Raw genomic sequence first — 13,587 nt, 5'->3', positions numbered from 1 at the left:
CCCAGCCTACGGGGCGGGGGTGACAATCCGGCTCCGTCGCCCGGGAAGATCCGCCTCCAGGGTCACCAGGGCGTTGGGGACGGTCCCGTACCGGGCGGCGTGCGGGCGGTGCGGGCGGTCCTGGTAGCCGTCGAGCAGCAGCCGGTTGCGGTTGAGGCAGAGCCGGTCGATCCGCGGCCGGAACAGGTCGAACAGCTCGAAGCGCTCGCCCAGGCCGGGGAAGCGGTCCTGGTAGCGGCGGATCTCGGCCCGCAGCAGGGCCCAGAACTCGGCCTCGGGCAGCCCGGTCTGCGCCTCCAGCAGCGGGGCGAGGTAGCGCAGGACGCCGATGAACAGCCCGGAGTGGAGGAACTGGCAGAGCCCCTGCGGGCCGTCCCGCAGCAGGACGTCGTCGACCTCGGCGGGCAGGTCGCGCAGTTCGGGCAGGTCCTGGTCGCTGAGGTTGACGTCGTCGACGAAGTCCTTGACCGCGAGCCTGGTCGGCGCGTCGTGCTCGTCGAAGACGACGATGGCGTTCTCGCCGTGCGGGGAGAAGACCAGCCCGTACCGGTAGAGGAAGTGCAGCAGCGGCGGCAGCACCGCGCCGAACAGCCGGCCGGTCCAGGCGGCGGGGGTGAGCCCGGAGCGGGCGATCAGTTCGGCGGCGAGCGCCCGGCCGTCGGAGCCGGTCTGCAGCAGGGCGGCCAGGGTGCGGGCGCGTTCGCCGCCGGCCAGGAAGGGGCCGAGGGGTTCGCGCCAGATCGCGCCGAGGAGTTCCTTGTACTGGTAGGGCGCCTCGGGCAGCTCGCGGTAGAGCGGGTGGTCGACGGTGACGGAGGCGATCTCGCCGAGCAGGATCACCCGGCACTCGTCGCGCAGGTACGGGTCGGCGTCGCGCAGGCCGTGGATCCAGGCGGTGACGGCGGGCGCGGCGAGGGTGCGTTCGGTGGGCAGGCCGCGCCAGACCAGGGTGTTGAGGACGGACAGCGGCAGTTTGACGGTGCAGCGCTCGGGGTGGGCGGTGTTGAAGAAGGAGCGGATGGACTGCTGGGGCAGCCGTGGGTCGCCGTCGGAGGGCAGCGGGACGATCTCGCCGGAGGCGATCCAGGGTGCGAACAGCGGGACGATCGTCTCGTCCCACTGCCAGGGGTGGACGGGCAGCAGCAGGTAGTCGTCGGCGGCCGGGCCGAGGGCGGCGCGCAGCGCGTCCGGGTCGTCGAGTTCGCGGGCGTACAGCTGCTCGGGCCGCTCCAGGCCGGGCACGCCGCGGTACTCGGCGAGCCGGCGGTGGACGGCGATCCAGGGCAGCGGGCGCGGGGTGCGGGCCTCCGGGGCCCAGCGGGCGGCGTCGGTGGCGGAGAAGCCGATCCGGCCCTTGTTGGGGACGATCCAGGGGTGGCCGTCCTGGCGGCCCTCCAGGGCGGGGTGGTCGAGGTCGGCGAGTTCGGCGGCGGTGAGCGCGGTGGCGAGCTGGTGCGCGTCGGCGGTCAGGGTGGCGGTGAGTTCGCGGATCAGGTGGCCGGTGGTCTCGCCGCGCAGGCCGAGGGCGTGCCGGGCGTGCGGGAGGAAGCGCAGCGGGTCGAGGCCGTCCGGGTCGGAGCAGTGGACCGACTCCGGGTCGACCCGCCAGCTCCCGTACGCGCCGCGGCTGGCGGTGAAGCGGTACTCAGCCTCGGGCAGCCAGAGCAGGTACTCGCCGTCGGTGGCGGCGCGGACGGGCGTGAGCAGTTCCTCGTAGGCGAACTCGCCGAGCATCTTGGCCAGCAGGGCGCGCCCGGCCCGCCGCCAGTGCCCGGCGGTCAGGTGCGGGGGCAGGTACAACGGCGGTTCAGCGGCCGACGGTTGCGGCACGGGTCAGCTCCTGGGGACGGGGGACGGTGGGGGTGCTCTCGGTGGGGGTGCCCTCGGCGGCAGCGGCGACAGCGGCGGCGCCCGCGGCGGGGGCGGCCCCGGGCGGCGCGAAGCCGGTCCAGGCGGTGCGGGCGGGCAGCCGGTGGACGGTCCGGCCGGTGACGGCGTTGAGGATCACGGCGGCCCGGTGGGCGCCGAGCCCCAGGTCGGGCACACCTACGCCGTGGGTATGCAGTTCGGCATTCTGGACGTAGAGGCCGCCGGTGAGTTCGGGCCGGGTGGCGACCCGGTGGTCGAGGTCGACCCGGTAGCGCCCGTCCCGGTCCCAGTCGATCAGCCGGGCGAGTGGTTCGAGCGCGGCCGGCCGGGCGGCCCGGTAGCCGGTGGCGAGCACCACGGCGTCGGTGCGCAGGACGTGTTCGGCACCGGAGTCGCCGTGCCGGCAGTGCAGTTCGAGGCCGCCGCAGGGGCCGGGGCGGGCTTCGGTGACGGCGGTGCCGGGGGTGATGTCGACCGGGGCGGCGTCGATCGGGCGGCCGATGGTGCGTTCGTAGAGGTGGTCGTGGATCTCGGCGAGGGTTTCGGCGCTGGCGGCCTTGTGGAGTTGCCACTGGGCGGCGACCAGCGCGTCCCGGACGGGTTCGGGCAGGCTGTGGAAGTAGCGGGTGTAGTCGGGGGTGAAGTGCTCCAGGCCGAGTTTGGAGTACTCCATCGGTGCGAGCGCCCTGGTCCGGGTGAGCCAGCGCAGCCGGACGCCGTCGCCGTCGTGGCGGCGGAGCAGGTCGAGGAAGACCTCGGCGCCGGACTGCCCGCTGCCGACCACGGTGATGTCCCGGGCGGCGGCGAGGTCGTCGCGGCGGTCCAGGTAGTCGGCGGAGTGGAAGGCGCGCGGGTGGCCGTCGAGGGCGGTGAAGGCCTCGGGCAGGACGGGTCGGGTGCCGACGCCGAGGGCGAGGTTGCGGGCGTGCACCTCGGTCCGCCGCCCGGTCGCGGTGTCGGTCAGCTCGGCCCGGAAGTGCGGGGCTTCCCAGTGCAGGGCGGTGACCTCGGTGCCGAAGCGGCAGTTGGCGAGGCGTTCGGCGGCCCAGCGGCAGTAGTGGTCGTACTCGCGGCGGGGCAGTTGGAAGCGCTCGGCGAAGTAGAACGGGAACAGCCGGTCCTGGTCGCGCAGGTAGTTGAGGAAGGACCACGGGTTGGTCGGGTCGACGAGGGAGACCAGGTCGGCGAGGAACGGCACCTGCATCCGGGCCCCGTCCACCAGCATGCCGGGGTGCCAGCGGAACTCCGGGCGCTGGTCGCAGAAGAGCGTGCGCAGGCCGGGGACGGGCGCGGCGAGCGCGGCGAGCGAGAGGTTGAAGGGGCCGATGCCGACGCCGAGCAGGTCGTACGGCGGCTGTAGTGCTGGGGTGTCCACGGGGGTGTCCTAGACGACGAAGGGGACGCGGGCGCGGACCATCAGGGCGGCGCGCTTGTCGGGCAGGTCGAGTTCGGTTTGCAGCCGGAATCCGGCCCGTTCGAAGGCCCGGACGGAGCGCCGGTTGCGGACGTCCGGTTCGGCGACGACCCGTTCGCAGCGGGGCCGTCGCCGCAGGATCCGCTCGGCGAGGGCGGCCAGCAGGACGGCGCCGAGGCCCCGGCCGCGGCTCTCGGCGGGGCCGAGCAGGAGGTGCACGCCGGTGTCGTGCGGCCGGGCCGGGTAGTGCCGGGCGAGCGGGTCGAGGTCGGCGCGGTAGACCTCCCAGTAGCTCGTCGGGGCGCCGTCGAGCAGGCCGAGGCAGGGCACGCTGCGGCCGTCGCCGTCGAGTTGGGCCCGGAGGTGCCGTTCGGTGGCGTCGGGCGGCCCGGCGAGCTGCCAGAACGCGGCGATCTCGGGGTCGTTCATCCACCCGGCGAGCAGGTCCAGGTCGGCGGGGAGCCGGACCGGGCTGAGCCGGAACTCGCCGGCCGGGGTGGGGATCGCGCCCCATCCCGGCGGGTCGTCGAGCAGGCTCATGCGCCCGCCAGCGGGTTGGGGACGTCCACGTAGACGGACTGGGTGGCGACCGGGCCGACGAGTTCGTCCAGGCCGTTGATCCGGGTGAGCAGGTTGGCCTTGCACGGCAGGGTGGGCGCGTCGAGCAGCATCCCGGGCAGCGCCGAGCCGGTGGCGGCGGCCCGCGGGCCGGCCAGGAAGCGGCGCAGCCCGGCCAGCAGCACGGTCTCGTCGGCGAGCCCCTGGCTGCCGAAGGCGCCGACCAGGCCGAGGACGTGGTTGATGCCGAGGTAGTAGGCGAAGTGGTGGTCGATCACCTCGTCGGGCAGGAAGGTGTCGCTGTGCTCGCCGAGCCCGGGCAGCCGCGCGGTGAGCCGGTCGGCGGCGCTCTCCCGGTAGTAGTAGCCCTGGTTGTCGCGGTAGCGGCCGCCGCTGGGCCAGCCGTCGGCGTCGAGCAGGACGAGGCTGTTCTGCTGGTGCGCCTCCAGGGCGATGCCGGCCGTGCCGTCCAGCCAGAGGACGGGCAGCACGACGGCGTCCAGGTAGCGCAGGAACCATTCGGCGGCGACGGTCCGCAGCGGGCGGCCGCAGCGGACGGCGAGCGCCCGCAGGGTGTCGCCGAGCCGGGACGGCACGGTGTCGCCGGTGCCGAGCGGCTGTTCGGCGACCAGCCCGGCGACGCACAGCGCGCGATCGGCGGGGGCGAAGGGCTGGGCGCGCAGCACGGTGTCCAGGCCGCCCGGGTCGCCGAGGGCGGGGTGGTCGACGCCGATCCAGGCCGGGTCGCGGACGATGTCGAAGTCGGGGTGGGCGCGGTGCCATTCGGCGGCCAGGCCGCTCTCCAGCAGCCGGTGCACCTCCAGGCCGCGGTGGAGTTCCTTGCGCAGGTTCTCCCGGCGGGAGTTGGTGATCCGCAGGCCGAGCGAGAGCTTGAGCATCCAGGGGGTGCCGGGGCGGTAGACGGTGCGCACCGAGGAGGTGGGGTACCAGGGTTCGCCGGCCGGGCCGAGGTCGTGCAGCAGCCCGTCGGCGAGCAGGGCGGCGACGGCCGGGCGGTGGGCGAGTTCGCGGGCCTGCCAGGGGTGCAGCGGCAGGGCGGCGGTGCCGGGCGGCAGGGTGGCGTGGCCGGCGAGCAGGTCCGCGGTGATCCGGTCGGCGCTCTCGGTGAGGGCGGAGCCGGCGGCGAGCAGGTCGCGGTGGACCGCGTACCAGTGGAGTTGGAAGGAGCCGTGCAGTTCGGGCGAGTAGGCGACGCTCTGGGCCGGGCCGAGGCCGTCGCGGCTCTTCGGGGTGGGGTGCAGCGGGTGGCCGAGCAGCAGGGACTGTTCGGCGGCGAGGAAGTGCGAGCGTTCCGGGCCGCCGACGGGGGCAGCGGTGCGACGGTGGGCGAGGATGTCGGCGGTGCGGACGACCGAGTCGGCGACCCGGGCGGCGAGGTCGGCGACCTGCCCGGGGTCGGGGCGGTCGGCGGCCGCGGCGGCGAGCAGCGCGGCGGTGGTGACGGCGTCCACGGGGGCGTCGGCGGTGCCCTCCCCGGCGGAGAGGACGGCGGGGCCGAACCGGTGCCAACCGCCGGGCGACCAGTAGCGGACGGGGGCGGAGAGCCGGGCGGCGCCGCCGAGGACGGCGATCCGCAGCCGGCCGTCGGGGCCGGGGCGGGCGCCGGTCTCGCGCGTCCAGCAGCGCAGCAGGGCTTCCAGTGCGGCCTGTTCGGCGGCGACGGCGGGGTCCGGGTGCAGCAGCGGATCGGGCTCGGCCGGCCGGTCCGCGTGCAGCAGCGGGGCGGGCGGGGCTCCGGTGAGGGCGGTGCTCAAGGCTGCTCCTTGGGGCGCGTGGGGGTGCGGACGCGCGCGGGTGGTGGAGAGGATCGGCGGGCGCTCGCACCGTCGCGTCAGGTAAGGGTTACCTATCCCTGACGGGTGATCACAAGGTCTGCTCACTCGTCCGGGTGAAGATCGGGGATTGTCCGCATCCGGCGCGCGGGGCCCTGCTGGGCCGACGGACCGGCCGCGGCCACGTCACGGATCGGTGACCTCCGGTCAGGGACGCAACCCGGGGGGCGGCCGCCGCCGTCCTGGTGACCGGTGGAAGACTCCACAGCGGCGAGTCGCCGCACGACAGCCCGATCGAGCACAGGGGGAAGCGCACACATGCCATCGATCCACCGGTCAGCCATGGCCGTCGCCCTCGTCACGGGGACGCTGCTCGCGGCGAGCGCCTGCGGGCCGGACGGCCCGGCGGGCGACGGGGGCGCCAGCGCCGCGCCGCCGCCCGCGTCCAGCGCCGCCGCCCCGGGGGGCGGCGTGATCGGCGGGATCACCCTCCCGTCGGGCATCCCGACCAGCCTGCTGGAGGGCCTGCCGAAGTCCTGGGACGACCTGAAGAAGTGGAAGTTCGAGGACTGGGACTCGTGGGCGTCCAAGCACGTCTTCAACAACCCGGTGGTGAAGGACTTCTGGAACCCGGACAAGATGGGCGACTCCAAGCCCGCCGATCCGGCCCCGCCCACCGCCAAGCCAGCCGCCGACAACGGCGTGACGGACCCGGACCCGCCGGTGGTCAAGGCCGTGCCGGTGCCCCGCCCGTACACCAAGCAGCCGTCCGGGAAGGTGTTCTTCAGCGCCCAGGGCGGCCGGGGCAACTGCTCGGCGACGGTGATCACCGACCCGCAGCACCCGGGCAGGAGCAACCTGGTCTGGACGGCCGGCCACTGCGTGCACGCGGGCAAGGGCGGCGACTTCTTCAAGGACCTGGTCTTCGTGCCCGCCTACAACAACTCGGGCGCCTCCAGCGGCGGCAAGAAGGCCCCGCTGTCCGAACTGGCCCCGCTGGGCACCTGGTGGGCCGACCTGGTCACCACCTCGCCGCAGTGGATGGTCGAGGGCGGCGGCACCGGTGACGCCGCGAACCAGTACGACTTCGCCGTCATGCGGGTGCACAACCAGAACGACTCCGGCAAGTCGCTGGAGGAGACGGTCGGTTCGGCCGTCCCGGTCTGGTTCGACGCCCCGCGCGACAAGGTGTCCGTCGCGGCGGTCGGCTACCCGCTCTACAAGCCGTTCGACGGCCAGGAGCTGTACAAGTGCGACGGCGGCAAGCCGACCCGGCTGTCGTTCGACGCCAAGCGCCCGTCGATGCTCACCATCGGCTGCAACATGACCCAGGGCTCCAGCGGCGGCGGCTGGTTCGCCACCATGCCGGACGGGAAGACCGCCCTGGTCAGCAACACGTCCATCGGCACCGAGGACCACACCTCGCTGAGCGGCCCGTACCTGGAGACGGTCGCCAAGCAGGCGCTGGACTGGATCTCCAAGAAGCCGTAGGCCCTCTCCGGTCGGACCGGACCAAGCCGTACGGGCGGCGGAGGCCGCCCCCGGGGGACGATGCAGCATGCCGAAGCACACCGGCCGCGGACCGCGGCGCCGATCCGGACCCGGCGCCGCGGTGCTCGCCGTGCTCGCGCTCGCCGCGACCGCCTGCGGGCCGGACGACTCCGGCGCCGCGGCGGCCGCGCCGCCGCCCGCCCTCCCCACCTCGGCGCCCACCAGCCTGGGCGACCTGACGGGCTGGAAGGTGGAGGACTGGGCCCGGTTCGTCTCCGGCAGCGGCTTCGCCAACGAGGTGGCCCCGGGCTTCTGGTCGACCACCCGGATGGCCGCCGCCAAGGGCCGGCCCACCCCGGAGTACCCGCTCACCGCCGCACCGGACGGCGACCGGCCGGACGCCCCGCCCGCGGCCGTTGCGGCCACGCCGCAGCCGCACCCGTACGGCCCGGCCACCGCCGTGGTCGGCCGGCTCTTCGTCACCACGCCCCAGGGCGACGCGGCCTGCTCCGCGACGGTGGTCTCCGACCCGGCCAACCCGGGCCGCAGCAACCTCGTCTACACCGCCGCGCACTGCCTGCACGACGGCAAGGGCGGCGGCTGGCTGCGGAACATCACCTTCGTGCCCGGTTTCAACCGGGACGGCCAGGCGGCCCGCGGCAAACCGCTCACCGAGCAGCAGGCGGCCCCGTACGGCCGGTGGGCGGCGGTGCGCGCGCTGGTGTCGCCGACCTGGCTCGGGGAGGGCGGCGTCGGCGCCCACCACCAGTACGACTACGGGATCATCCGGGTACGCGGCGAGGGCGGCTCCGGCGCGTCGCTGGAGGAGGCGGTCGGCGCCTCGGTCCCGGTCTGGTTCAACGCCCCGCGCGAGCAGATCGGCTCGGCGGCCGCGTACGGCTACCCGACCGATCGGCCGTCCGACGGCCTGGAGCTCTCCCGCTGCGAGTCCCCGGTCCCGCCGGCCAGGCTCTCCCCCGACCGGAGCCGCCCGCCGATGTACGTCACCGGCTGCACCCTGACCGGCGGCTCCAGCGGCGGCGGCTGGTTCATCACCAAGGACGGCAAGCCCAACCTGATCAGCGTCACCGCGATCGGCAGCCGCAACCCGCCCGGGTACCTGGCCGGCCCCTCGCTCCAGGACCAGGCGAAGCAGGCCTTCGACTACTTCGCCAAGAACGTGAAGTAGCCCGCACGCCCTCACGCCCTCACGCCCGCACGCCCGCTCGCCCGCACACCCGGACCAGCCCCCGCCCGGCCCCGCACGCGAAGGGCCCCCGGACGCTCGCGCGATGCCCGAGGGCAGCACGGTCACGTCCGGGGGCCCTTCGTCGGCCCGTCGCCTCAGACCTGCAGCGCCACCGCGTAGCGCTCCAGCTCGGCGGCCAACTCGGCCGGCACCTTGGCGTGCAGCAGCGTGCCCTCGCCGGTGTGCTCGGTGCCGAGCAGCTCGCCCTCGGCGTGCACCCGGGAGACCAGCCCGCCCTGGGTGTAGGGCACCAGGGCCCGCACCTCGATCGCCGGGCGCGGCAGCTCGTCGTCGATGAGCTTCAGCAGCTCCTCGATGCCCTCGCCGCTGCGGGCCGACACCACGATGGCGTGCGGCTCGCGGCGCAGCAGGCGCTGCAGCACGTGCGGGTCGGCGGCGTCCGCCTTGTTGATCACCACGATCTCCGGCACGTTCTGCGCGTCGACCGAGACGATGACCTCGCGGACGGCGGCCAGCTGCGTCTCCGGCTCGGGGTGCGAGCCGTCGACCACGTGCAGGATGAGGTCCGCGTCGGCGACCTCCTCCATCGTCGAGCGGAAGGCCTCGACCAGGTGGTGCGGCAGGTGCCGGACGAAGCCGACGGTGTCGGCCAGGGTGTAGAGCCGCCCGCTCGGGGTCTGGGCGCGGCGCACGGTCGGGTCCAGGGTGGCGAACAGGGAGTTCTCCACCAGGACGCCCGCCCCGGTGAGCCGGTTGAGCAGGGAGGACTTGCCGGCGTTGGTGTACCCGGCGATGGCCACCGACGGCACCTGGTGGCGCTTGCGCTCCTGGCGCTTGGTGTCGCGGCCCTTCTTCATCTCGGCGATCTCGCGGCGGAGCTTCGCCATCTTCTCGCGGATCCGGCGCCGGTCCGTCTCGATCTTGGTCTCACCGGGACCACGGGTCGCCATGCCGCCGCCGGACGAGCCGGCGCCGCCACCACCCATCTGCCGGGACAGCGACTGACCCCAGCCGCGCAGGCGCGGCAGCATGTACTGCATCTGCGCGAGCGAGACCTGCGCCTTGCCCTCCCGGGACTTGGCGTGCTGGGCGAAGATGTCCAGGATCAGGGCCGTCCGGTCGACGACCTTGACCTTGACCACGTCCTCCAGGTGGATCAGCTGGCCGGGGGTGAGCTCACCGTCGCAGACCACGGTGTCGGCGCCGGTGGCCGCCACGATGTCGCGCAGTTCCTTCGCCTTGCCGGAGCCGATGTAGGTGGCCGCGTCGGGCTTGTCGCGGCGCTGGATCACGCCGTCCAGCACCTGGGAGCCGGCCGTCTCGGCGAGGGCGGCGAGCTCGGCCATCGAGTTCTCCGCCTCCTCCAGGGTGCCGTCCGTCCAGACGCCGACGAGCACCACGCGCTCCAGGCGGAGCTGGCGGTACTCGACCTCGGTGACGTCTTCGAGTTCGGTGGAGAGGCCGGCGACGCGGCGCAGGGCGGCACGCTCGCTGCGGTCGTACTGGTCGCCGTCGTAGTGGTGGCCGCGGTCCTCGTCGATGGCCGCGAGGTCCTCGTCCATGAGGGCTTCCGCCCGCAGACCGTTCAGGCGGCGCGGGGCGTCGGCGTGGTCGCGGGTGTCGGACGTGGAGGTCATTCTGTCCTTTGGTCGCTGGTGCGGATGGCCTGTGGGGACCGCTCTGTGCGGTCCCACCCGGAGTCTGCCCAGCTGCCGCCCCGGTTACCGCCGGGCGAGGTGAGCTACCCCTCAGGTCCTCGGGTGCCGTCGGGGCTCCTGTGCCCTGAGAACGCCGTGGACCGGCCGTGAATTCCCCATGATGGTCCCACGCCCGGCGCGGACCGGTCATCCCCATTTTCCCCGGGGTGGCGGGCCCCGCCGGTGTCCGGGGCCTGCGGCCGGCTGACGTCATACACCCCGGAGACCTTGAGCATCGCCCGCATCAGCGCGGGCAGCGCGGCCGGCTCGGGCAGTTCGACGGTGTAGGTGTGCCGGACCCGCAGCTCCTGCGGCGGTTCGACCTCGGCCGAGACGATGCCGACGTCCTCGGCGGAGATGGCCGCCGTGAGGTCGGCGAGCAGCCGGGGCCGGTTGAGCGCCTCGGCCCGCAGGGTGGCCCGGTGGCCGGCCGCCGGGGTGCCCTCCGGCCGCCAGCGGACCTCCAGCTCGGCGCGCCCGTCCGCGCGCATCCGCTCCCCGGCCGGGCAGCCGGTGCGGTGCACGGCGACGGCTCCGCCCCGGATCGGGTAGCCGACCACCTCGTCCGGCGGCACGGGCGTGCAGCAGCGGGCCAGCCGGACCGGTGCCCCGGGCCGGCCGGCCACCGCGACCGGGGCCGGCCGGCGCTCGGTGGCGCGGTGGGCGGGCGGGGCGGGCTGGCCGCTGGAGGGGCCGGTGCGCACCGCCGGGAGCCGGGCCGGGTGGTCGGCGAGCCAGCGTTCGATGGCCAGCCGGGCGGCCGGGGTCCGGGCGTGCGCGAGCCACTCGGGCGCGGGCCCGGAGGGTTCGGCGGGGCGCGGCCCGTCCTCGGTGAGCACCGTCCCGGTGGGCACGGCCTCGGTGAGCACGGCGAGCAGGTCGCCGTCCTGCAGGACGGTGGAGAGCGCGGTGAGCCGGCCGTTGACCCGGGCCCCGATGCACCGGTGGCCGGTCTCCTCGCCGAGCAGGTAGGCGGCGTCCACGCAGGTGGCGCCGGCCCTCAGCTGAAGCGTTTCGCCGCTCTCCGTCACGACGGTGATCTCGCGGTCGCCGGCCAGGTCGGCGGTGAGCGCGGACCAGAAGGCGTCCGGGTCGGGCGTCTCCTGCTGCCACTCCAGCAGCCGGCTGAGCCAGCCGGGCCGGGCCGGGTCGGTGCGGTCGAGTTCGTCGGCGTCCTGGACGGCGCCGGCCGGCTCCGGGTCGCCGAGCGCGACCACCCCGGTCTCGGCGACCTCGTGCATCCGCCGGGTGCGCACCAGCACCTCGACGACCGTGCCGCCGCTGAGCGCCACGGCGGTGTGCAGCGACTGGTAGAGGTTGAACTTGGGGGCGGCGACGAAGTCCTTGAACTCGCCGGGCAGCGGCGTCCAGCAGGTGTGCAGCTCGCCGAGCACGGCGTAGCAGTCGGCGTTCTCCTCGACGACCACCAGCAGCCGCCCGAAGTCGGCGGGCTGCGGCCCCTGCGGCCGCCCGTCCGGGCCGGGCGCGGCGGCCCGCTTGAGCAGCACCCGGTGCAGCGACACGCAGTGCCGGGGGCGGACGGTGACCTCGGCGGCCACCCCGGTCTCGGACAGCTGGCGGGCCAGCAGCCGGGCGAAGGGGGCCAGCAGGGTGTCCGGCCGGCCCTCGTGACCGGCCATCAGGGCCCGGGTGCGGGCGTGCTCCTCGGGGTGCAGGGTGGCGAAGACGATGTCCTCCAGCTCCGCCTTGAGCACCTGGATGCCGAGCCGTTCGGCCAGCGGGATCAGCACGTCCCGGGTGACCTTGGCGATCCGCACCTGGCTGGCCGGTTTCATGTGCCGGATGGTGCGCATGTTGTGCAGCCGGTCGGCGAGCTTGATCACCATCACCCGGACGTCGTCGCCGGTGGCGACCAGCATCTTGCGGAAGGTCTCGGCCTCGGCGGCGGCGCCGAAGTCGACCTTCTCCAGTTTCGTCACCCCGTCGACCAGGTAGGCGACTTCGGGTCCGAAGCCGGCGCTCACCTGGTCGAGAGTCAACTCGGTGTCCTCGACGGTGTCGTGGAGCAGCGAGGCGACCAAGGTGGTCGTCCCGGCGCCGAGTTGGGCCAGGATCATGGTGACGGCGAGCGGGTGGGTGATGTAGGGCCCGCCGCTCTTGCGCTTCTGGCCCCGGTGGCTGGCCTCGGCGAGCCGGTAGGCCCGGGCGAGCAGGCCGAGGTCGGCCTGCGGATGGTGCTCTCGGTGGACCCGGACGAGCGGTTCGAGGGCGTCCGGGACGGGCGGCCGGCCGGTGGCCAGCAGGGCGGCCCGCCCGGCCCGGCCGAGCGCGGCCCGGCCGAGCTCCCCCAGGGGCCGCCTGGCCCCGGCTTGCCGTGCGGACGTCGGCTGCCCCGTCAGGGACTGCCCGGCTTCGATGGTCATCGGCGCACCTCCGGCAGCGATCACCGGCCGCCACCCCGCCGAGGGGCGCCTTCCCGGTGGTCCATGCTACCGAGCAGAGCACGTTCCGCGATGCCTTGCTTCCCGTCCGCGACACGCGTCACTCGAACGGGCGGATTCACCGCCGCGCGAAATGGGCAAACCGGGCCGTCAGCTGTTCGAGCCTCGCCCCAGACGTGTCAGACCCGCCCCAGTTCGGCCCACCAGCGGGCGTCGATCTCACCGGCGGCCACGATGACCGCCGGGCCGGTCTTCTCGATCCGGCCGTCCGGGTGCTCGGTGATGACCAGTCGGCCGCCCGGCACGTCCACGGTGTAGGTGGCCGGCTCGCCGGTGACCGCCGGGTCGACGCCGTCCCGGCGGATGGCGGCCACCGCGACGGCGCAGGTGCCGGTCCCGCAGGAGCGGGTCTCGCCGGAGCCGCGCTCGTACACCCGCATGGCGACGTGCCGCGGCCCGACGTCCACCACGAACTCGACGTTCACGCCCTCCGGGTAGGCCCCTTCGGGGCTGGTCAGCGGCGCGGACAGCAGGTCCCCGGCGTGGTCGAGGCTGTCCACGAAGGCCACCGCGTGCGGGTTGCCCATGTTGACGTTCAGTGCGGGCCAGCGCCGCGCGCCGACCGCGACCTCGACGCCGTCCGGCCCCGGCAGCCGGGCCCGGCCCATGTCGACGGTGACCTCGCCGGGCGTCCCGTCCCCGGCGTCCTCGGCGACCCGCACCGTCCGCACCCCGGCGCGGGTGGCGACCGCGAACTCGCCGGGCTCGGCCAGGCCGGCTTCGACCAGGTAGCGGGCGAAGACCCGCACGCCGTTGCCGCACATCTCGGCGATGCTGCCGTCGGAGTTGCGGTAGTCCATGAACCACTCGGCCCGGTCGGCCTGGTCCGCGGCGACCGGATCGGCGGCGGAGCGCACCACGCGCAGCAGCCCGTCCCCGCCGATGCCGGCCCGCCGGTCGCACAGCGCGGCGACGGCCGCGGGGCCGATCTCCAGCACGCCGTCCGGGTCCGGGACGATGACGAAGTCGTTCTGGGTGCCGTGTCCCTTGAAGAAGGGGACGCCGACCGGCTGCGGGGAGGATGCGCTCACCCTCCCGATGGTACTGAACGGGCGCACCGGCCACCCGGGCGGTCCGACCGGTGGATGGGCGC

The 13,587-nt window shown here is 74.7% G+C and carries 9 protein-coding genes; 2 read left to right on the top strand and 7 right to left on the bottom strand.

Going from position 1 to position 13,587, the window contains the following annotated elements; translation table 11 throughout:
* Positions 1-6 precede the first annotated feature (6 nt).
* From ACFVTF_RS27860 to ACFVTF_RS27845, 4 genes are read right to left on the bottom strand one after another with little or no spacing between them, the layout of a single operon-like run.
* Complete coding sequence (locus ACFVTF_RS27860; protein ID WP_371518994.1) at positions 7-1,830, bottom strand: IucA/IucC family siderophore biosynthesis protein; 1,824 nt, start codon at positions 1,828-1,830, stop codon at positions 7-9.
* A complete protein-coding gene (locus tag ACFVTF_RS27855) occupies positions 1,808-3,244 on the bottom strand; it encodes a lysine N(6)-hydroxylase/L-ornithine N(5)-oxygenase family protein (protein ID WP_387817172.1) in 1,437 nt (478 codons plus the stop codon). Before ACFVTF_RS27855 ends, ACFVTF_RS27860 begins: the two co-directional genes overlap by 23 nt.
* 9 nt (positions 3,245-3,253) lie before the next feature.
* Positions 3,254-3,928: a GNAT family N-acetyltransferase gene (locus tag ACFVTF_RS27850; RefSeq protein WP_387817171.1), complete on the bottom strand. Its 675-nt coding sequence runs from the start codon at positions 3,926-3,928 to the stop codon at positions 3,254-3,256.
* Positions 3,820-5,616 carry an IucA/IucC family protein gene (locus tag ACFVTF_RS27845; protein ID WP_387817170.1) on the bottom strand — a complete coding sequence of 599 codons (1,797 nt, stop codon included), beginning with the start codon at positions 5,614-5,616 and terminating at the stop codon, positions 3,820-3,822. The genes ACFVTF_RS27850 and ACFVTF_RS27845 overlap by 109 nt, the downstream gene beginning before the upstream one ends.
* Positions 5,617-5,952: 336 nt before the next feature.
* Here ACFVTF_RS27845 and ACFVTF_RS27840 point away from each other — a divergent pair, with 336 nt between their 5' ends.
* Both ACFVTF_RS27840 and ACFVTF_RS27835 read left to right on the top strand, forming a co-directional pair.
* Complete coding sequence (locus tag ACFVTF_RS27840; protein ID WP_387817169.1) at positions 5,953-7,125, top strand: trypsin-like serine peptidase; 1,173 nt, start codon at positions 5,953-5,955, stop codon at positions 7,123-7,125.
* Positions 7,126-7,192: 67 nt separating this feature from the next.
* Positions 7,193-8,314 carry a trypsin-like serine peptidase gene (locus ACFVTF_RS27835; RefSeq protein ID WP_387817168.1) on the top strand — a complete coding sequence of 374 codons (1,122 nt, stop codon included), beginning with the start codon at positions 7,193-7,195 and terminating at the stop codon, positions 8,312-8,314.
* A gap of 155 nt (positions 8,315-8,469) precedes the next feature.
* On the opposite strand, the gene hflX is transcribed toward ACFVTF_RS27835, so the two are convergent.
* The 3 genes from hflX to dapF form a co-directional block, all read right to left on the bottom strand.
* Complete coding sequence (gene hflX / locus ACFVTF_RS27830) at positions 8,470-9,972, bottom strand: GTPase HflX (protein WP_371518981.1); 1,503 nt, start codon at positions 9,970-9,972, stop codon at positions 8,470-8,472.
* Between the two features lie 104 nt (positions 9,973-10,076).
* Positions 10,077-12,416 carry a RelA/SpoT family protein gene (locus ACFVTF_RS27825; RefSeq protein WP_387817167.1) on the bottom strand — a complete coding sequence of 780 codons (2,340 nt, stop codon included), beginning with the start codon at positions 12,414-12,416 and terminating at the stop codon, positions 10,077-10,079.
* Positions 12,417-12,613: 197 nt separating this feature from the next.
* On the bottom strand, positions 12,614-13,525 hold the full coding sequence (gene dapF / locus ACFVTF_RS27820) for a diaminopimelate epimerase (protein WP_387817166.1): 912 nt from the start codon (positions 13,523-13,525) through the stop codon (positions 12,614-12,616).
* Positions 13,526-13,587: the final 62 nt, after the last annotated feature.

Origin of the sequence: Kitasatospora sp. NPDC057940, assembly GCF_042887425.1 — a bacterium.
In the GTDB taxonomy this organism is placed as follows: domain Bacteria; phylum Actinomycetota; class Actinomycetes; order Streptomycetales; family Streptomycetaceae; genus Kitasatospora.
The sequence above is the reverse complement of the archived record's forward strand: the minus strand, read 5'-3'. Positions and strand labels throughout refer to the sequence as shown.